At 61.1% G+C, this 20,019-nt stretch carries 17 protein-coding genes and 1 pseudogene; 8 read left to right on the forward strand and 10 right to left on the reverse strand.

Annotated features, from left to right (window positions below):
- Nucleotides 1-295 precede the first annotated feature (295 nt).
- A complete protein-coding gene (gene tauA, locus PPUTUW4_RS26465) occupies nt 296-1,285 on the forward strand; it encodes a taurine ABC transporter substrate-binding protein (protein ID WP_015097288.1) in 990 nt (329 codons plus the stop codon).
- A gap of 128 nt (nt 1,286-1,413) precedes the next feature.
- Here tauA and argA read toward each other — a convergent pair whose 3' ends face one another.
- Both argA and argE read right to left on the reverse strand, forming a co-directional pair.
- Nucleotides 1,414-2,712, reverse strand: coding sequence for an amino-acid N-acetyltransferase (gene argA, locus PPUTUW4_RS26470; protein ID WP_007978929.1), 1,299 nt, complete (start codon nt 2,710-2,712; stop codon nt 1,414-1,416).
- Between the two features lie 266 nt (nt 2,713-2,978).
- Nucleotides 2,979-4,148, reverse strand: coding sequence for an acetylornithine deacetylase (gene argE / locus PPUTUW4_RS26475; protein WP_015097289.1), 1,170 nt, complete (start codon nt 4,146-4,148; stop codon nt 2,979-2,981).
- A gap of 157 nt (nt 4,149-4,305) precedes the next feature.
- Between argE and PPUTUW4_RS26480 the strand changes: the two genes are divergently transcribed.
- Nucleotides 4,306-5,673, forward strand: a complete 1,368-nt coding sequence (locus PPUTUW4_RS26480; protein WP_015097290.1) for a CYTH domain-containing protein — start codon at nt 4,306-4,308, stop codon at nt 5,671-5,673.
- Nucleotides 5,674-5,781: 108 nt separating this feature from the next.
- Here the strand turns inward: PPUTUW4_RS26480 and PPUTUW4_RS26485 are convergent, their stop codons facing one another.
- The gene (locus PPUTUW4_RS26485) at nt 5,782-6,246 is read right to left on the reverse strand and encodes an Lrp/AsnC family transcriptional regulator (protein ID WP_008015415.1); all 465 of its coding nucleotides are present in this window, start codon (nt 6,244-6,246) and stop codon (nt 5,782-5,784) included.
- A 126-nt stretch (nt 6,247-6,372) separates the two neighbouring features.
- Between PPUTUW4_RS26485 and PPUTUW4_RS26490 the strand changes: the two genes are divergently transcribed.
- The 5 genes from PPUTUW4_RS26490 to PPUTUW4_RS26510 all read left to right on the forward strand — a co-directional run bounded on the left by PPUTUW4_RS26490 (nt 6,373) and on the right by PPUTUW4_RS26510 (nt 10,435).
- Nucleotides 6,373-6,711 (forward strand): hypothetical protein, encoded by a 339-nt coding sequence (locus PPUTUW4_RS26490; RefSeq protein WP_015097291.1) that lies wholly within the window; start codon nt 6,373-6,375, stop codon nt 6,709-6,711.
- Between the two features lie 90 nt (nt 6,712-6,801).
- The gene (locus PPUTUW4_RS26495) at nt 6,802-8,586 is read left to right on the forward strand and encodes a GspE/PulE family protein (protein WP_015097292.1); all 1,785 of its coding nucleotides are present in this window, start codon (nt 6,802-6,804) and stop codon (nt 8,584-8,586) included.
- 84 nt (nt 8,587-8,670) lie between these two features.
- The gene (locus PPUTUW4_RS26500; RefSeq protein ID WP_015097293.1) at nt 8,671-9,591 is read left to right on the forward strand and encodes an SPFH domain-containing protein; all 921 of its coding nucleotides are present in this window, start codon (nt 8,671-8,673) and stop codon (nt 9,589-9,591) included.
- Nucleotides 9,592-9,599: 8 nt separating this feature from the next.
- Complete coding sequence (locus PPUTUW4_RS26505) at nt 9,600-10,049, forward strand: NfeD family protein (protein WP_015097294.1); 450 nt, start codon at nt 9,600-9,602, stop codon at nt 10,047-10,049.
- A gap of 68 nt (nt 10,050-10,117) precedes the next feature.
- The gene (locus PPUTUW4_RS26510; protein WP_015097295.1) at nt 10,118-10,435 is read left to right on the forward strand and encodes a DUF2388 domain-containing protein; all 318 of its coding nucleotides are present in this window, start codon (nt 10,118-10,120) and stop codon (nt 10,433-10,435) included.
- A gap of 194 nt (nt 10,436-10,629) precedes the next feature.
- On the opposite strand, the gene gcvP is transcribed toward PPUTUW4_RS26510, so the two are convergent.
- Nucleotides 10,630-13,503: an aminomethyl-transferring glycine dehydrogenase gene (gene gcvP, locus PPUTUW4_RS26515; protein WP_015097296.1), complete on the reverse strand. Its 2,874-nt coding sequence runs from the start codon at nt 13,501-13,503 to the stop codon at nt 10,630-10,632.
- Nucleotides 13,504-13,680: 177 nt separating this feature from the next.
- Here gcvP and PPUTUW4_RS29955 point away from each other — a divergent pair, with 177 nt between their 5' ends.
- Nucleotides 13,681-13,821 (forward strand): hypothetical protein, encoded by a 141-nt coding sequence (locus PPUTUW4_RS29955; protein ID WP_158467559.1) that lies wholly within the window; start codon nt 13,681-13,683, stop codon nt 13,819-13,821.
- 97 nt (nt 13,822-13,918) lie between these two features.
- On the opposite strand, the gene gcvH is transcribed toward PPUTUW4_RS29955, so the two are convergent.
- The 6 genes and pseudogenes from gcvH to PPUTUW4_RS28535 form a co-directional block, all read right to left on the reverse strand.
- A complete protein-coding gene (gene gcvH / locus PPUTUW4_RS26520; protein ID WP_007978918.1) occupies nt 13,919-14,302 on the reverse strand; it encodes a glycine cleavage system protein GcvH in 384 nt (127 codons plus the stop codon).
- A gap of 49 nt (nt 14,303-14,351) precedes the next feature.
- Complete coding sequence (gcvT, locus tag PPUTUW4_RS26525; RefSeq protein WP_015097297.1) at nt 14,352-15,434, reverse strand: glycine cleavage system aminomethyltransferase GcvT; 1,083 nt, start codon at nt 15,432-15,434, stop codon at nt 14,352-14,354.
- Nucleotides 15,435-15,590: 156 nt separating this feature from the next.
- Complete coding sequence (locus PPUTUW4_RS26530) at nt 15,591-17,207, reverse strand: iron ABC transporter permease (RefSeq protein WP_015097298.1); 1,617 nt, start codon at nt 17,205-17,207, stop codon at nt 15,591-15,593.
- A 204-nt stretch (nt 17,208-17,411) separates the two neighbouring features.
- Nucleotides 17,412-18,416: an extracellular solute-binding protein gene (locus tag PPUTUW4_RS26535; RefSeq protein WP_015097299.1), complete on the reverse strand. Its 1,005-nt coding sequence runs from the start codon at nt 18,414-18,416 to the stop codon at nt 17,412-17,414.
- Nucleotides 18,417-18,662: 246 nt separating this feature from the next.
- A complete protein-coding gene (locus tag PPUTUW4_RS26540; protein WP_177325128.1) occupies nt 18,663-19,880 on the reverse strand; it encodes a 2-octaprenyl-3-methyl-6-methoxy-1,4-benzoquinol hydroxylase in 1,218 nt (405 codons plus the stop codon).
- 9 nt (nt 19,881-19,889) lie between these two features.
- A pseudogene (locus PPUTUW4_RS28535) lies at nt 19,890-20,000 on the reverse strand (tetrameric acyl-CoA thioesterase); the annotation flags it as partial.
- Nucleotides 20,001-20,019: the final 19 nt, after the last annotated feature.

The following is a 20,019-nucleotide window of genomic DNA, read 5'->3' on the forward strand; positions in this document are numbered from 1 at the left end:
GCGATTAGCGCCAGACCGTGACCCACAAGTCAATCGTAACCATGTGTGTCTACGACCATAGTCTAACCCCCGGTTTTTTGGTCCCTGCAGGGTCATGAACTTGTCATGAACCTGAAAAGAATTACTCGATTCTTTTCTAATACCGTTTAGGAATTTAGCTCCCAATTTTGAGAAACCCCCTGAATAGAGGGTTTGGCTCATAAGCTAATTCCTAATCGGTATTTATTTTTACTTTTTTATATCGTTTAGTTTTTGACGCAATTCGGAAACAAATCCTTTACCGAAAGGCGGCCCCATGACGACCAAACGCGCACTATCCGGATCAATTGTTACAGCTTGTGTATCTCTCGCATTTTCTTTCACCGCTCAGGCGGCGAACCTCACCGTCGGTTATCAAACCGGAATCGACCCCAGCAAAGTCCCCCAGGCCGATGGCCTTTATGAAAAAACCATCGGCCAGCCCATCGACTGGCGGCGCTTCAACAGCGGACCGGAAGTGGTCACGGCGATTGCCTCGGGCGATGTGCAAATCGGCAATCTCGGCTCCAGTCCGCTGGCCGCTGCCGCCTCGCGCAACCTGCCGATTGTCGCGTTCATCGTCTCGGCCCAGATCAATGCCGCCGAAGCGCTGGTGGTACGTAACGGCAGCGGCATCGAAAAACCGCAAGATCTGATCGGAAAGACCATCGCCACGCCTTTCGTTTCAACCTCCCACTACAGCCTGCTCGGTGTGCTGAAGCACTGGGGCCTGGACGGTTCGAAAGTCAAAGTGGTGAACCTGCAGCCGGCGGAAATCGCGGCAGCCTGGAAGCGTGGAGATATTGACGGCGCGTTTGTCTGGTCGCCCGCACTGGGGGAAATCCGCAAGACTGGCAAGACCCTGACCGACGCAGCGCAGGTCGGCCAATGGGGCGCGCCAACCTTTGAGGTCTGGGTGGCGCGCAAGGATTACGCAGAGAAGCACCCAGATGTGGTGGCCAAATTCGCCAAGGTCACCCTCGACTCCTTTGCTGATTACGCAGCGCATAAAGCCAACTGGACAGTCGACTCGGAGCCCGTCCAGAAAATCGCCAAACTGACCGGTGCCAACGCCGCCGATGTGCCGGAGCTATTGGCCGGTTCCGCATTCCCCGATGCCAAGGCGCAACAGAGCACCGCGCTGCTGGACGGCGGCACGGCCAAGGCCATTGGCGAGACGGCGAAATTCTTGAAGGAGCAAGAGAAAGTGGAGACGGTGCTGCCGGATTATTCGCCGTATGTCAGCGCGAAGTTTGTCACTGAGTAACACCACCGACCTCTGTAGGAGCGAGCTTGCTCGCGAAAAACCCAAGGACGCCACGGGACATCTGGTTTTACGCGTTATCGTTCACGATTTTCGCGAGCGAGCTCGCTCCTACAGGGACCGCATCCTGATCAAAGGGCTTTTTCGAAGATCTTCGAATTACGCTGATAGTTGTACAGTGACGCCCGCGCCGACGGCAGCCGGTCGACACTGCTGGGTTCGAAACCACGCTCGCGGAACCAGTGCGCGGTGCGCGTGGTGAGGACGAACAAGGTTTTCAATCCCTGAGCCCGCGCGCGGGTTTCAATACGCTCCAGCAGCTCATCACCGCGACCGCCATGGCGGTACTCCGGATTCACTGCCAGACACGCGAGCTCACCCGCGTCCGAATCGGCAATCTGATACAGCGCCGCACAGGCGATGATCATGCCTTCGCGTTCAACCACACTGAACTGCTCGATTTCGCGCTCCAGCACCTCGCGGGAACGGCGCACCAGGATGCCCTGCTCTTCCAGCGGACTGATCAGATCCAGCAAACCACCGACGTCTTCAATGGCCGCTTCGCGTACCACTTCAAACTGTTCCTGGGCCACAAGAGTGCCGCCACCGTCGCGGGTGAACAGCTCGGTCAGCAACGCACCGTCTTCGGCGTAACTGACGATATGGCTGCGGGCCACGCCGCCACGGCAAGCTTCGGCCGCGGCATCCAGCAATTCTGCCTGATAGTTGCTGCCCAACCGTTGCAAATGCGCAGGCACTTGCTGCGGACGCAGTTCGCGCACCAGGCGCCCGTGTTCGTCGATCAAGCCCAGGTCGGCACCGAACAGCAGCAGCTTGTCCGCGCCCAGGTCGATGGCCGCGCGGGTGGCGACGTCTTCGCAGGCCAGGTTGAAAATCTCACCGGTCGGTGAATAGCCCAGCGGCGACAACAACACGATGGAGCGCTCGTCCAGCAGACGGTTGATGCCCTTGCGGTCGACCCGGCGCACTTCGCCGGTGTGGTGATAGTCGACGCCCTCAAGCACGCCGATCGGCCGTGCCGTCACCAGGTTGCCGCTGGCCACCCGCAGGCGCGAGCCCTGCATTGGCGACGAAGCCATGTCCATCGACAGGCGAGCCTCAATGGCAATGCGCAACTGGCCGACCGCGTCGATCACGCACTCCAGGGTCGCGGCATCGGTGATGCGCATGCCGTGATGGTAATGCGGGGTCAGGCCACGGGCCGCGAGGCGCGCTTCGATTTGCGGCCGGGAGCCGTGAACCAGCACCAGGCGCACGCCCAGGCTGTGCAACAGCACCAGGTCGTGGACGATATTGCCGAAGTTCGGGTGTTCAACGCCGTCGCCGGGCAGCATGACGACAAAGGTGCAATCGCGGTGGGCGTTGATGTAAGGCGAAGCGTGACGAAGCCAATTGACGTATTCGGGCATGAACCTGGGCCTGTAATAAATAGCAGCCGAAAAAAGGGCGAAACTGAAAACGCACAGCGGGCTGATGGTTATCGTCGGAACAGGCTTGGCAACACGCGCGCTCTCCTCATGAATACGGGTTTGGGTACCGGCAATTTATACGGCTTTGTGCGTTATGGCACGGAACCTGTGGGAGCGAGCCTGCTCGCGAATACGGTGTGTCAGACACAAAAGTATCAATTGACACTCCCTTTTCGCGAGCAGGCTCGCTCCCACATGGATTGTGTTCAATTGACTGGCACCGCGGTTTGGGCCGGTGTCAGGCAATAGTGTTCGATCAGTTGCCTTAATAGATGCACCGTAGGCTGCAAACGTGACATTTCGAGGTATTCCCCCGGCTGATGGGCGCAAGCGATATCACCCGGGCCAAGCACCAGCGTTTCACAGCCAAGGCGCTGAAGATAAGGTGCTTCGGTGCCAAACGCCACTGCTTCGGCGCTGTGACCGGTGAGCTTTTCGGCAATACGCACCAGTTCTGCGTCCTCGGCCTGTTCGAACGACGGCACGTCGGGGAACAACGGCGCGTAATCGATCTTGACCTCATGCCGCTCGGCAACCGGCTTGAGCTTCTGCAGGATCTCGGCGCGCAGGACCTTGGGGTCCATGCCGGGCAACGGTCGCAAATCGAATTCCAGCGAACACTGGCCGCAGATGCGGTTGGGATTGTCGCCGCCATGGATGCAGCCGAAGTTCATCGTTGGCATCGGCACGCCAAACTGTGGATTGCGGAATTCGCGCTGCCATAACAAGCGCAGACCACGCAGTTCGCCGATGGCATCGTGCATGGCCTCAAGGGCGCTGTGGCCCAGGCGCGGGTCGGAAGAGTGACCGCTCTGCCCGAGGATGTCGATGCGTTCCATCATGATGCCTTTGTGCATGCGGATCGGCTTGAGTCCGGTCGGCTCGCCGATCACCGCCGCCCGCCCCAGCGGCCGCCCCGCTTCGGCCAGCGCGCGGGCACCGGACATCGAGCTTTCTTCATCGCAGGTGGCGAGAATCAGCAACGGCTGTTTGAACGGCTGATCGAGCAGCGGGATGACCGCCTCGATCGCCAGGGCGAAAAAACCCTTCATGTCACAACTGCCCAGACCGACCCAACGACCGTCGACCTCCGTCAGCTTCAGCGGGTCGGTTTGCCACAGCGCACCGTCGAACGGCACGGTGTCGCTGTGTCCGGCCAGCACCAGCCCGCCGGGGCCGGAACCGAAACTGGCCAGCAGGTTGAACTTGCCGGGGTTGACCTGCTGGATCTCGCAGGTAAAACCCAGCTCACCGAGCCACGTCGCCAGCAGATCGATGACCGGGCGGTTGCTTTGATCGAGTCTGGGTTGGGTACAACTGACGGACGGCGCGGCGATCAGCGCAGCGAACTGTTCTTTCATCGACGGCAATGGCATCGCTGACTCCCGGCACCCGAATTGAGGTTCATCATAGAACCAACCGATGACAGGAATAAACCGTCTCGGCGCGTACTAACCTTGAGTCCTGTACACTGCACGACCTTGGCAGCCACACATTCCCCCGGCTGCGCTCCCGATCCTGGATTTTCCGGCCATGCAGAAAGAAACCGAAATCAAACTCCGCGTCAGCCGCGAAACCCTCGCCGCCCTGCGCGAGCACCCCTTACTGAAAAAACGCAACAAAAGTGGCTGGGAACGCCGTGAGTTGATGAATCAGTACTTCGACACCCCAGAGCGCGATCTGGCCCAGGCCAAAGTCGCCCTGCGCCTGCGCAAGGATGGCGAAGAAGTGATCCAGACCCTCAAGACCCGCGGCCAGAGTGTCGCCGGCCTGTCGGTGCGTAACGAGTACGACTGGAACCTGCCCAAAGCCAAGCTCGACCTGAAGAAACTCGATGGCGAATGCTGGCCCGAGGAACTGGCCACACTGGACAAGAAAACCCTGAAGCCGATCTTCACCACCGACTTCGTCCGCGAACGCGCGGAAATCGCCTGGGGCCGCGGCAAGACCAAAGTGGTCATCGAAGCCGCCCTGGACCTTGGTCACGTAGTGGTCGGCAAGCAGAAAGAAGAAATCTGCGAGCTGGAGCTGGAGCTGCGTGAAGGCGAGCCGGCCGCATTGCTGGAGCTGGCCGCCGAGCTGGCCGAGAAACTGGCGCTGATGCCATGCGATATCAGCAAGGCCGAGCGCGGTTATCGCCTGTATGACGCCCACAGCTATTCGTTGAGCCTGCCGGCGCCGCAGATCACGGCCGAAACGCCGCTGGACGACGCGTTCGCCGCGCTGAGCTGGCACTTGCTCGGCAGCAGCCAGCGCCTGGCCGAGCAATATCGCTTCAACGGTCACTGGCGCCTGTTGCAGGACTGGGTCGAGTGCCTGGCCGAAATGCGCGCGCTGATCAGCAGCCTTGGTCAAGCCGCACCACGTCAGTCAACTCACGATCTGCGCATCGCCCTTGATGCCTTGCTGGAAGACTGGCGCCCGCTGGTCCAGGCCGGCCTGGACGATGAAGACGTGCGCAAAGCCGCGCCCGAGCAGTTCCTTGAAGAACTCGAAGACCCGCGCTGGGGCCTGTTCTCACTGACGACCTCACGCTGGCTGCTGGCCCGCACCTGGGCTGCCGACCGCAACACCCGTGGCAATCGCCAGGGTGCTGCGCAACTGGGCAGCTGGTTGCCACGCCTGTTGGGTGAAGAAGCCACTTCGTTGCAGCTGCAGCGTTACCAGCAACAGCCGGAAGACCTGGCCGAGCAACTGCCGCGCATCGAACGCATCCAGGTCTGGCTGCACCATGCGCGTAACGTACTGGAGATCCCGGAAATGGATCGCCTGTACGGCGAGCTGAACAAACTGGCGCAACTGGCCAACGAATCGATCACCGACGAAGTCCTGGATGCGCGCAAGCAGCAGGCGATTGCGGTATATCAGAACCGTGCCTGGAAGATGTTGCTGCGTCTGTAATACCGCCTTCGCGAGCAAGCCCGCTCCCACACTGGATCTGTGATCGACACAAATCCCCTGTGGGAGCGGGCTTGCCCGCGAAGAGGCCCGTACATTCACCACAAAACATCAGACCGGCAAACTCGTCGTGGACTTGATCTCCGACAACGCCACGATCGAGTTGACCTCCTGAATCCCCGGCACCATCGACAACTTCTCGAAGAAGAAGCGCTCGTACGCCTCGATGTCCGCCGTGACAATCCGCAGCAGAAAATCCACCGCCCCCATCAGCACATAACACTCCAGCACCTCCGGAAAGCCGCGAATCGCCTCGGTGAATTCGGTGAAGTTCGAGCGCCCGTGGGCATTGAGTTTCACCTCCGCGAAGATCTGCGTGTTCAGGCCGATTTTCTTGCGGTCGAGCAAGGTCACCTGGCCGCGAATGATGCCCTCCTCCTTCATCCGCTGAATACGTCGCCAGCAAGGCGATTGCGAGAGCCCCACCTGCTCGGCGATCTGCGCGCTGGAGAGCGAAGCGTCCTCTTGCAGCAAGGCGAGGATCTTGCGGTCGTAGCTGTCCAGTTCGCTTTGCATAAAAAAACCTTCAATCTCTTGATATGTGAATTGATTAAGTCTGTGTTCCTGCCATCTGGTCAATCATAGAGAAGAAATACCCGGCACAGGATGTAAATATTTCTCCAGTAATTCTGGAGCCTGACCATGCCGTATCTCGAAGCCGTGAACACCCCACCTGCCCGCGCCGATGTCTGGAACGTCAGCAATGCCCATTGCCGTGTTCACTATCAAATGCTGGCCGAGGCCGAACCGGACCTGCTGTGTCGCGCCCTCAATCTGTTCGCCTTGCAATTGCTCACGCCGGAACAGGTCAACGTGCAGCGCCAGGACGACTGGCTGACTATCGATATCGTCATCGACGGTTTGAGCTGGCACCGCGCGCAAGTGATAGCGGAAAAACTTCGTAACCTGATCTGCGTCTGCTCGGTTGAGCTGCAGGAAGCTGACTCTGCCTGGGCCGAAACGCTACAGGCCGCGGGCTGAAAAACGCCGAAACGGCTTCGTCGGGTAGTGGCCCAGCGGTCAGCCGGGCCACGGCTATCCTTTGCGCACCGTCGTTCAAAAGGAGCCCGCATGTCCGTACAACTCGCCTTTCAGGACCGCTGGCTGGATCTCAATGATGTGCTGCGCGAACTGGTCGCGCAGGGCTTTATCAGCCAGGATTCGGCCGAACACGCGCTCAATGCCCGCCGCCGCAACGCCACCCATGGCCAAATGCATCCGCTGGAGTTCATTGCCAGCCAACAGTTGGGCGACCTCAGCCGCCCCGGCAAACTGCTGGACCTGGAAAGCCTGACCCTGTGGCTGTCCCGGCAGGCCGGACAGCCTTATCTGCGCATCGATCCGTTGAAAATCAACGTCGCGGCCGTGACCCCGCTGATGTCCTATGCCTTCGCCCAGCGCCACAAGATCCTCGCGGTAGCGATCGACCGTGATGCGGTGACCGTGGCTAGCGCCCAGCCTTATGTCAGCGGCTGGGAGGCTGACCTGACCCACGTGCTCAAATTGCCGATCAAGCGCGTGGTGGCCAACCCGGTGGACATCCAGCGCTTGAGCGTCGAATTTTTCCGTCTGGCCAAATCGGTCACCGGGGCCAACAGCGCCGACCCGCACGTCAGCACCCTCGGCAATTTCGAACAGTTGCTCAACCTCGGCGCCAGCGACCAGGAGCCGGACGCCAACGATGCCCACATCGTCAACATCGTCGACTGGCTGTTCCAGTACGCGTTCCAGCAACGCGCCAGCGACATCCACATCGAGCCCCGTCGCGAGCAGGGCACGGTGCGCTTTCGCATCGACGGCGTGCTGCACAACGTCTACCAATTCCCGCCCCAGGTCACCATGGCCATCGTCAGTCGCCTGAAAACCCTGGGGCGCATGAACGTCGCGGAGAAACGCAAACCCCAGGACGGTCGGGTGAAAACCAAGACTCCGGACGGCGGCGAAGTTGAACTGCGTTTGTCGACACTGCCCACCGCCTTCGGCGAAAAAATGGTCATGCGGATCTTCGACCCGGACGTCCTGCTCAAGGACTTCGACCAGCTCGGTTTCTCCACCGACGACCTGCGCCGCTGGCAGGACATGACCCGCCAGCCCCACGGCATCATCCTCGTCACCGGGCCGACGGGGTCGGGCAAGACCACCACCCTCTACACCACCCTGAAAAAACTGGCGACGCCTGAGGTCAACCTCTGCACCATCGAAGACCCGATTGAAATGGTCGAGCCGGCCTTCAACCAGATGCAGGTCCAGCACAACATCGACCTGAGCTTTGCAGCCGGCGTGCGCGCGCTGATGCGGCAAGACCCGGACATCATCATGATCGGCGAAATCCGCGACCTCGAAACCGCGGAAATGGCGATCCAGGCGGCGCTCACCGGGCACCTGGTGCTGTCGACCCTGCACACCAACGATGCACCCGGCGCCATCAGCCGCCTGCTGGAACTCGGCGTGCCGCATTACCTGATCAAGGCCACAGTGCTTGGCGTCATGGCCCAGCGACTGGTGCGAACCCTGTGCCCGCACTGCAAGGCGCCGCTGACGCTGGGCGAAGACGACTGGCAAACCCTGACCCGTCCCTGGCAGGCACCGCTGCCAGGCAATGCCCAGCGCGCCGTCGGTTGCGTGGAATGCCGCGATACCGGTTATCGCGGCCGTGCCGGAGTCTACGAAATCATGCAACTGAGCGATGGCATCAAGGCGTTGGTCAGTCCTGATACCGATCTGCTGGCCGTGCGGCGCCAGGCATTCAAGGAAGGCATGCGCAGCCTGAGACTGTCAGGGGCGCAAAAGGTCGCCGCCGGGATGACGACCATCGAGGAGGTTCTGCGCGTGACGCCCCAGAGCGAGCAGAACTGAGCCCGGCTGTTCTTATCCGCCATCGGCACCGCTACACTCCAACGATTGCTACTCCACAGATCCACACATCAACAAGGAATCGTTATGCAGATCGGTAGTGTGCTTTTGCTTTTTGTCGGCCTGGTGGTCGCCATTCTGTTCATGGGCTTCAAGGTCGTGCCCCAGGGTTTTGAATGGACCGTCGAGCGTTTCGGGCGCTACACCAACACGCTCAAGCCGGGACTGAACGTCATCGTTCCGGTCATGGACCGCATCGGACGCAAGATGAATGTGATGGAAAGCGTCCTGGATATTCCGCCGCAGGAAGTCATCACCGCCGACAACGCCACGGTGCAAATCGACGCCGTGTGCTTCTTCCAGGTGGTCAACACGGCCCAGGCTGCCTACGAGGTCAACAACCTCGAGCACGCCATTCGTAACCTGTTACAAACCAACATCCGCACGGTGCTCGGCTCGATGGAACTCGACGCCATGCTCAGCCAGCGCGACGGCATCAACGAAAAACTGCTGCGCACCGTCGATGAAGCGACCGCGCCGTGGGGCATCAAGATCACCCGGATCGAGATCAAGGACATCAGCCCACCCGCCGACCTGATGGCGGCGATGAGTGGGCAGATGAAAGCCGAACGAATCAAGCGTGCACAGATCCTCGAAGCCGAAGGCCTGCGTGCCGCAGCGATCCTGACCGCCGAAGGCAAGAAGCAGGCGCAGATCCTCGAAGCCGAAGGCAGTCGGCAGGCGGCCTTCCTGGAGGCCGAAGCCCGGGAGCGGCAAGCCCAGGCAGAAGCCCAGGCCACCAAGGTGGTATCCGAAGCGATTGCCAGCGGTAACGTGCAAGCGGTCAACTACTTCGTGGCGCAGAAGTACATCGACGCGCTGGGCAACCTGGCTTCGGCCAACAACAGCAAAGTGATCCTGATGCCGCTGGAAGCCAGTTCGATGATCGGCGCGGTGGGCGGCATTGGCGAAATCGTCAAAGCCACTTTCGATAACAAGAAAGCCTGAGGCGCGCCATGTGGGCATTTTTGCAGCATCTTTCGTTCTGGGACTGGTTGGCGCTGGGCACGGTGTTGTTGATTCTTGAAGTGTTCGGCGCCGGCGGCTACCTGCTGTGGATCGGTATGGCAGCAGCTGCCGTGGGCGTCCTGACCTTCTTCCTGCCGGGCCTGTCGTGGGAATGGCAGTTCCTGTTGTTCGGCCTGTTGTCGATCGCCACCGCCTTGTACTGGTGGCGACGTCAGCACACAGCGACTCGCCTGAGCGATCAGCCGCACCTGAACTTGCGTGGCCAGGAACTGATCGGCAAGACCTTCGTGGTGCATGAAGCAATTGTCGACGGTCGCGGCAAAATCAAGGTGGCCGACGGCGTGTGGATGGCCCGCGGGCCGGACGCTGCCATTGGCAGCCGCGTGCGAGTGGTCGGCCAGCAAGGCGCGATCCTGCTGGTCGAAACGACGGAATAGGCAGCCACGGAACTCGATTGGGGGTTGGCAATCCAACCGCGTAGTCAACCCAGTGGAGTCACCCTGTCATGCGTTTCAAACTTGCTGTCGCTACCGTCGCGCTGTTGTCCCTGCCTGTCGGTTCGGCGATGGCCGATACTTTTTGGCGTAACGTTCTTACGTCCGGTGCAACCACCGGTTCGAGCTATCTGACATCCAGGGATCACAAGCTGGTGGTCGCCGCCCAGGACGATGCCAGCAGCTTCGTCGCCAGCGATGGCGGTATCCGCGGCCCGTACCTGGAAGCGGCCATGCAGAAAGTCCGCGCCGACAACCCGGGCCTGCAAGCCACGGACATGGAGTTGGCGAACGCGATCCTGGCGAAGAATGCCGTGGCGTCTGAATAAGCGTTGCGAATGAAAAATGCCGCTCATTTGAGCGGCATTTTTTTTGCCCGGCGAACACAATTCCCACGTTCACTGATGCCCCTGTGGGAGCGAGCCTGCTCGCGAAAGCGGTGGATCAGTAAAAACTTCATTGACTGTCACACCGCATTCGCGAGCAGGCTCGCTCCCACAGGGGTTATGTACAGCCGCAAATGTCAGCGGTAGTCGTCAACCGGCACACACGCACAAAACAGGTTCCGATCTCCATACACATTGTCCACCCGGTTCACCACCGGCCAGTATTTGTGAGCCTTGGTATGCGCGTCCGGCGTGACGGCTTGCTCGATGCTGTACGGCCGCTCCCACACGCCGGTGATATCGGCCAGCGTATGCGGCGCACCTTTCAACGGGTTTTCTTCTGCCGGCCAGTTACCGTTCTGCACCTCGTTGATTTCCGCGCGGATGCTCAGCATCGCCCCGATAAACCTGTCCAGCTCCGCCTTCGATTCACTTTCGGTCGGTTCGACCATCAGCGTCCCCGGCACCGGGAACGACATGGTCGGGGCGTGGAAGCCGTAGTCCATCAGGCGCTTGGCGACGTCCTCTTCGGTGATGCCGGTCAACGCCTTGAGCGGTCGCAGGTCGAGGATGCATTCGTGGGCTACCCGTTCATTACGCCCGGTGTAGAGCACCGGAAAGGCACCGGACAAATGCCGCGCCAGGTAATTCGCAGCAAGGATCGCCACTTCGCTGGCGTCCGCCAGTTGCGGCCCCATCATGGCGATGTACATCCAGCTGATCGGCAGAATGCTTGCACTGCCCCAGGGCGCCGCACTGACGGCGCCATTCTGCGGCTGCGGCCCGTCGATCGGCACCACCGGATGGTTGGCCACGAACGGCGCCAGATGCGCCCGTACTCCGATCGGCCCCATGCCCGGACCGCCGCCACCATGGGGAATGCAGAAGGTCTTGTGCAGGTTCATGTGCGAGACATCGGCGCCAATATCCGCCGGCCGCGCCAGCCCGACCTGGGCGTTGAGGTTGGCGCCATCCATGTACACCTGACCGCCATGCTGGTGGATCACTTCACAGATTTCGCTGATGCCTTCCTCATACACGCCATGGGTCGAAGGATAGGTCGCCATCAGGCAGGCGAGTTTGTCGGCGGCCTGCGCGGCTTTTTCCTTGAGGTCATCCAGGTCGACGTTGCCCGCCTCGTCACACTCGACGATCACCACGCGCATCCCGGCCATTTGCGCCGACGCGGGATTGGTGCCGTGCGCCGACGAAGGAATCAGGCAGATATCGCGGCCGCCCTGTTGCCGGCTCTCATGGTATTTGCGAATCGCCAGCAGGCCGGCGTATTCGCCTTGGGCACCGGAGTTGGGCTGCATGCAGATTGCATCGAAACCGGTGATCGCGCACAACCAGCGCTCCAGCTCCTCGATCATCAGCCCGTATCCGGCGGCCTGCTCTTTCGGCACGAACGGGTGCAGGTTGGCAAACTGCGGCCAGGTGATCGGGATCATCTCGCTGGTGGCGTTGAGCTTCATGGTGCAGGAGCCCAGCGGGATCATCGATTGATTGAGCGCCAGGTCCTTGTTTTCCAGTTGCTTGAGGTAGCGCAGCATCTCGGTTTCGCTGTGATGGGCGCTGAATACCGGATGGCGCAGATAAGGCGAAGTTCGCACCAACCCTTGGGGAATTCCGCCAGGCAGGACTTCGGCATCCAGGTCCTCGATACTGAGCCCGTGATCGGCCCCCAGAAACACGTCGAACAGCTTCGCCACGGTGGTTTCGTCGCAGGTCTCGTCGAGACTCAAGCCCAGTTCGCCGCGCCCGAGAATGCGCAGGTTGATCTGCGCGGCCCGGGCACTTTCGATGATCGCGGTCTGGGTTCCGCCGACTTCCAGCGTCAGGGTGTCGAAGAAGTGCCGATTGACCCGGGTGATACCCTTGCGCTCAAGCCCGGCGGCCAGGATGCAGGTCAGCCGGTGAACCCGCTGGGCGATCCGCTTGAGCCCTTCCGGGCCGTGGTAGACCGCATAGAAACTGGCGATATTGGCCAGCAGCACCTGGGCCGTGCAGATGTTGGAGTTGGCCTTCTCCCGGCGAATGTGCTGCTCGCGGGTTTGCAGGGCCATGCGCAGGGCGGTGTTGCCTCGCGCATCTTTCGAAACACCGATGATGCGCCCGGGAATCGCCCGTTTGTACTCATCGCGACTGGCAAAAAATGCCGCATGTGGCCCGCCGTAGCCCATGGGCACGCCAAATCGCTGGGACGAGCCGAACACCACATCGGCGCCCAGTTCACCCGGCGGGGTCAGCAGCAACAGGCTCAGCAAATCCGTGGCGACACAGGCCAGGGCCTGTTGCGCGTGCAGGTGATCGATCAGCGGCCGCAGGTCGTGGATCTCGCCGTGGGTGTCAGGGTATTGCAGCAGCGCGCCGAACACCTGGTGCTGCTTCAAGTTATCCACAGCGTCGACGATCAGCTCGAAGCCGAAACCTTCGGCGCGGGTCTGCACCACGGAAATGGTTTGCGGGTGGCAGTTTTCGTCGACAAAGAACAGATTGCTTTTGGACTTGGCGACCCGCTTGGCCAGGGCCATGGCTTCCGCCGCGGCGGTGGCCTCATCGAGCAGCGAGGCGTTGGCCAGTTCCAGACCGGTCAGATCGATGGTCATTTGCTGGAAGTTCAGCAGCGCTTCGAGCCGCCCTTGGGCGATCTCCGGTTGATAGGGTGTGTACGCGGTGTACCAGCCGGGATTTTCCAGTACGTTACGCAGAATGACCGCCGGTGTGAGGGTACCGTGGTAGCCCATGCCGATCAGGCTGGTCCATATCTGGTTCTGCTCGGCATAACCACGCAGCTTGGCCAGGGCGGCCTCTTCATCGAGCGCCGGGGGCAGGTCCAGCGCCCGGTTGAGGCGGATGCCTGGCGGCACGGTTTGCTCGATCAATTCGACCCGGCTGCCCAGGCCAAGGCTGTCGAGCATCGCCTGTTGCTCGGCGGCATCGGGTCCTAGGTGGCGGCGCAGAAAGGCATTGGGGTCGTGTAACTGGCTCAGGGACGGCAACTGGGACATGACGGGCTCTCTCTTGACTGGCGCTCAGCGTCGATGCAACACGGTCAAACCAGCATAGCAGTCGATCTTCGCGTGGATGGCGTGGCGTCGTCAGCCAATCCGGCTCCGCCACCCCGGTGTTTGCCGACATAGACCCGGTGACGCGCAAAGGATGCGGCCCAGGCACGGGCGACTTTCATGGCGCAGATGCAGGCATTGGGGGTCTGGATCGGGATCGGCTATCACTACCCACCGATTCACCTGTTGAGCCTTTACCGCGAGCGCGGTTTTAAGGAGGGCATGTTCACGGCGATGAGCAAAGCCGTCTTGCGGTCTTGACTGTAGGAGCTGCCGCAGGCTGCGATCTTTTGACTTTGATTTTAAAAACAAAGGCAAAAGATCGCAGCCTGCGGCAATTCCTACGGGGGGGCGAGTATTACTCGCCGATGGCGGCCTTGTAGCCGGCGGCATCCAGCAGTTTTTCCAGATCGGCGGTGTTGCTTGGCTTGAGCTTGAAGATCCACGCGCCGTACGGGTCGCTGTTGAGCAGTTCCGGCGAAGCGCTCAGGTCTTCATTGACCGCGATCACTTCACCGGCAATCGGGGAGTAGATATCGGAAGCGGCTTTAACCGATTCAACGACACCCGCCTGATCTTCAGCGGCAAACACGTTGCCGACTTCGGTCAGCTCGACGAACACCACATCACCCAGCGCTTCCTGCGCGTGATCGCTGATGCCCACGGTGACGGTGCCATCGGCTTCCAGACGTGCCCATTCGTGACTTTCGGCAAAACGCAGGTCGGCAGGGATATTGCTCATGTTCTGTGTCCTCAGGAAATTGTCAGCGGTCGTTAACCGCTGGAAAAGATTAGATCAAGGTTTTGCCGTGGCGTACGAAGGTCGGTTTGACCACCCGGACCGGGTACCACTTGCCACGAATTTCCACTTCAGCGCGGTCGGCAGTTGCCATCGGCACGCGCGCCAGTGCTATCGACTTGCTAAGCGTAGGAGAGAAACTACCACTGGTGATCTCCCCTTCGCCAACATCGGCGATGCGCACGACCTGATGAGCGCGTAAAACACCGCGTTCCTCAAGGACCAGACCGACCAGTTTGTGCTGTACACCAGCGGCTTGCTCGGTTTCCAGGGCCTTGCGCCCGATGAACTGCCGGGTGGCAGGTTCCCAGGCGATGGTCCAGGCCATATTGGAGGCCAGGGGTGAAACATCTTGCTGGATATCCTGACCGTAAAGGTTCATGCCGGCTTCGACCCGCAAGGTATCCCGCGCGCCAAGACCGATGGGAGAAATCCCGGCACCGACCAGATCGTTGAAGAACCCGGGTGCCTGATCCGCCGGCAGAATGATTTCCAGGCCGTCTTCGCCGGTATAACCGGTGCGCGCGATGAACCAGTCACCATCGGGCAGGCCTTCGAAGGGCTTGAGGAGCTGGATCAGGTTGCCGCGAGACTGGTTGACCAGCTCGGCAATTTTTTGTCGGGCGTGAGGCCCCTGGATGGCCAGCATCGCCAACTCGGAACGCTCGCGAAGCTGCACGTCGAAACCGTCGAGACGCGCTTGCATCCAGGCCATGTCCTGATCGCGAGTGGAGGCATTGACCACCAGGCGATAGCCCTCGTCGAGACGGTAGACGATCATGTCGTCGACGATGCCGCCTTGCTCGTTGAGCATGGTGCTGTATAACGCACGGCCGGAGCTGTGCAGGCGTTCGACATCATTGGCCAGCAAATGCTGAAGCCAGGCTTTGGCCTGGGGGCCGCCGACGTCGATAACGGTCATGTGGGATACATCGAAGACACCGCAATCGCGGCGCACCTGATGGTGTTCCTCGACCTGCGATCCATAATGCAGAGGCATGTCCCAACCGCCAAAATCGACCATCTTTGCGCCGAGCGCGAGATGAAGGTCATACAGAGGCGTACGCTGTCCCATGGGTTTCTCCTTCCGGGCGTGGCGAAGGTGCGGGCAAGTGCTGCACGGACTGAATGCCTTGAAACAAAAGGCCTTTAGCCGATTTCAGCTACCTAGTCTGTCAGACGGACCGCACCGAATGCCGCGCATTGTAGCCGCAAGGTGTAGGACTGACACCTAGCTGTTTCGATGCGCAGAGCGCCGGATCAATCCGATGACCGGCAGCAGCCCGACCAGCACCAGGGTCAACGCTGGCAAAGATGCCCTCGCCCATTCTCCTTCGCTGGTCATTTCAAAGATCCGCACCGCCAGCGTGTCCCAGCCAAACGGGCGCATCAGCAGGGTCGCGGGCATTTCCTTGAGCACGTCGACGAACACCAGCAGCGCCGCGCTCAAGGTGCCGGGCAACAACAACGGTAGATACACTTTGAAAAACAGTCGCGGCCCACTGACGCCAAGGCTACGTGCCGCTTCGGGCAAAGATGGCCGTATACGCGCCAGACTGCTTTCCAGTGGTCCGTAGGCCACCGCAATGAAGCGCACCAGATAGGCCAGCAACAACGCTGACAGACTGCCCAGCAGCAGCGGCTTGCCCGCGCCACCGAGCCAGCTCGAGAGCGGGATCACCAGCTCGCGATCCAGGTAACTGAACGCCAGCATGATCGACACCGCCAGCACCGAGCCCGGCAAGGCGTAACCCAGATTGGCCAGACTGACCCCGGTGCGAATGACCCGGGTGGGTGCCAGGCGTCGGGCAAACGCCAGCAACAAGGCGACGCTGACGGTGATCAACGCCGCCATCGCCCCCAGGTACAAGGTATGGACGATCAACCCGGTGTAGCGCTCGTCGAGATCGAAGCGCCCGCGCTGCCAGAACCACACCGCCAATTGCAACATCGGGATAACGAAAGCGCAGGCAAACACCAGACCGCACCAGGTCGAGGCCGCCAGAGCCTTCAAGCCCCGCAGGTGGTACAGCGCCTTGACCCGTGGCCGCTCGTTGCCCGCCCGGTTGGCCCCGCGAGCACGCCGTTCGCCGTAGAGTACGAGCATCACCACCAGCAGCAACAAGCTGGCCAGTTGCGCGGCGGAAGACAGGCTGAAAAAACCGTACCAGGTCTTGTAGATGGCCGTGGTGAAGGTATCGAAGTTAAACACCGACACTGCGCCGAAATCCGCCAGGGTTTCCATCAGCGCCAATGCCACGCCCGCACCGATGGCCGGCCGCGCCATGGGCAATGCCACACGCCAGAACGCTTGCCAGGGCGATTGACCAAGGACCCGCGCCGCTTCCATCAGGCCTTTGCCCTGGGCGAGGAAGGCCGTGCGGGCCAGCAGATACACATAGGGATAGAAAACCAGCACCAGCACCACAATCACGCCCCCCGTGGAGCGCACGCGCGGCAGCCGCAGACCGCTGCCGAACCATTCGCGCAGCAGGGTTTGCACGGGCCCGGCAAAATCCAGCAGGCCGACGAAGACGAAGGCCAGCACATAGGCCGGAATCGCGAAGGGCAGCATCAGCGCCCAGTCCAGCCAGCGCCGGCCGGGGAATTCGCAAAGGCTGGTAAGCCAGGCAAGGCTGACACCCAGCAGGGTGACACCCACACCAACGCCGAACACTAGCGTCAGCGTGTTGCCCAGCAAGCGCGGCATCTGCGTATCCCACAGGTGGGACCAGATTTGAACGTCGATGGTTTGCCAGGAAAGCAGCAAGACGCTCAGGGGCAACAGGACCAGCGCAGCGATGGCGAAGACGACGGGATACCAGCGGCGTTGGGCGGGGTGGGCCACAGGCTTGGTTCTCTACTATTAATGGGTGAAATCGACACTGTAGGAGCGAGCTTGCTCGCGAAAAACGTCAACGATAACGCAGGGAGCCTGACGGTCCGCGGTGCCCTGACGCTCATCGCAAGCAAGCTCGCTCCTACGGAGTCAAAAGCACGGGGCACTTAAACAAAACGCCCCGCATGGGCGGGGCGCAGTATAACGGTCGATTTAGTTCCAGCCAGCCTTGTCCATCAGGCGAATCGCCTCAGCCTGGCGCTTGCCGGCGATTTCCACAGGCAAGGTATCAGCGATGAACTTGCCCCATGCGGCGACTTCAGCCGATGGCTGCACGGCCGGGTTGGCCGGGAACTCCTGGTTCACGTCGGCAAAGATTTTCTGCGCTTCAGGCGTGGTCATCCACTCCACCAGGGCCTTGGCCGCTTCTGGGTGTGGCGCGTGTTGGGTCAGGCCGATACCCGACAGGTTGATGTGTACGCCACGGTCGGCCTGGTTCGGCCAGAACAGTTTCACCGGCAGATCCGGCTTCTGCTTGTGCAGGCGGCCGTAATAGTAGGTGTTGACGATGCCAACATCGCACTGGCCGGCATTGATCGCTTCAAGCACCGCGGTGTCGTCGGAGAATACGTCAGTAGACAGGTTCTTGACCCAGCCCTTGAGGATTTCCTCGGTCTTGCCGGCGCCGTGCACTTCGATCATGGTCGCGGTCAGGGACTGGTTGTAAACCTTCTTCGCCGAACGCAGGCACAGGCGGCCTTCCCATTGCTTGTCGGCCAGTGCTTCGTAGGTGGTCAGTTCGCCCGGCTTCACACGGTCAGTGGAGTAGGCAATGGTCCGCGCCCGCAGGCTCAAGCCGGTCCAGGCGTGGGAGGCTGCCCGGTACTGCAGCGGAATGTTGGCGTCGATGGTTTTCGAGGTGAACGGCTGGAGGATGCCCATCTGCTCGGCTTGCCAGAGGTTGCCGGCATCGACGGTCAGCAGCAGGTCGGCCGGCGTATTCGCGCCCTCGGCCTTGAGCCGCTGCATCAGCGGCGCTTCCTTGTCGGTGATGAACTTCACCTTCACGCCGGTCTTGGCGGTGTAGGCATCGAATACTGGCTTGATCAGCTCGTCGATACGCGAGGAGTAGACCACCACCTCGTCAGCAGCCTGGGCGGCGGTGCTGCCGATCAGGGTCAGGGCCAGTGCAGTCAGTAGACGCTTCGGTGCCAACATGGGAGCGGTCTCTCGATTGGAAAATGAGATCAAATGATAAGGACTCACATTTAGCTTCTCAATCGAAGCTGATCGCGGAGGCGTTACTGGATGTTGCGACGCCTGGAATTTTTGGTGCTTGTGCTGACGCCTTCGCGGGCAAGCCCGCTCCCACAGTGGCCGGTGTCGTTCACAAATCCCGTGCCCAAAGCGATACCTGTGGGAGCGGGCTTGCCCGCGAAGAGGCCAGTAGCCTCTATGCAGAACTCAGGGCTTGGCCAGCGCCGGCAAATCCCCGGTCAACCCCAGCGCTTCACGCACGAACAAGGCCTTGGCCTCGGGCATCTTCTCAACCATTTTCAACCCGGTATTACGCAACCAGCGCACCGGTAACGGATCCGCCTGGAACAAGCGCTCGAAGCCCTCCATCGCCGCCATCAGTGCCAGGTTATGGGGCATGCGCCGACGCTCGTAACGGCTGAGGACTTTCACATCCGCCAGGCGTTCGCCACGGGTTGCCGCTTGCAGCAACACTTCGGCCAGCACGGCGGCATCGAGGAATCCGAGGTTCACACCCTGCCCGGCCAACGGGTGAATGGTGTGGGCCGCGTCGCCGATCAACGCCAGGCCTTCGGCCACATAACGCTTGGCATGCCGCTGGCGCAGAGGCACACACAGGCGCGGGTCGGCGCTGAGCACTTCACCGAGCCGCCCCTCAAAGGCTCGCTCCAGTTCCTTGCAGAAACCCTGATCATCCATCGCCATCAAGCGTTCGGCTTCGCCGGGTGTGGTCGACCAGACGATCGAGCACCAATCCTGTTCGCCGTCGCGCTCCAGTGGCAGAAACGCCAACGGACCGTTGTCGGTGAAGCGCTGCCAGGCCGTCATCTGATGCGGCTTGGCGCAACGCACGCTGGTGACGATGGCATGGTGCAGATAATCCCATTCGCGGGTCGCGACCCCGGCCAGGCGCCGCACGGCCGAGTTGGCGCCATCCGCTGCGATCACCAGCGGTGCGCGCAGGGTGCGGCCATCGGCCAGGGTCAGCAGCCAGTCATCGCCCGAGCGGCGCATCTGTTCCAGCCGTGCATTGGCCAACAACCCCAGGTCACAGTCGTGCAGGCGCTCGAGCAAGGCATCCTGGACCACTCGGTTTTCGACGATATGCCCCAGCACCTCGGCATGCACGCTGGCCGCCGAGAAGTGAATTTGCCCGGTGCCGCTGCCATCCCAGACCTGCATGTCGGTGTAGGGGCTGCTGCGCCGCCCGGCGATGCCGTCCCAGACGCCAAGGCGTTCGAGGATCCGTTGGCTCGCAGCCGACAAGGCGCTCACCCGCGGCTCAAAAGCGGCCTGAGCGTTGAAGGGTTTGACACTCATGGGGCTGCCGTCCAGCAGCAGGACTTCCAGCCCGCTGTTCTGCAACGCCAGCGCCAGGGCGCTGCCGACCATTCCGGCCCCGACAATCAGCAGATCTGCGCGCATTTCCATGCTTTAAGCCTGTCTCTCTTGCGGCTTGAGCCGCACGTAAAGGGTTTTCCCGACCCGCGCCACCAGGTGGCCGACGCCGTCATGAATGTCGACCTGCAAGTGCGGCAGGTTTTTTATCAATCGTGCCTTGCCA

Source organism: Pseudomonas sp. UW4, assembly GCF_000316175.1.
Classification (GTDB): Bacteria; Pseudomonadota; Gammaproteobacteria; order Pseudomonadales; family Pseudomonadaceae; genus Aquipseudomonas; species Aquipseudomonas laurylsulfatiphila.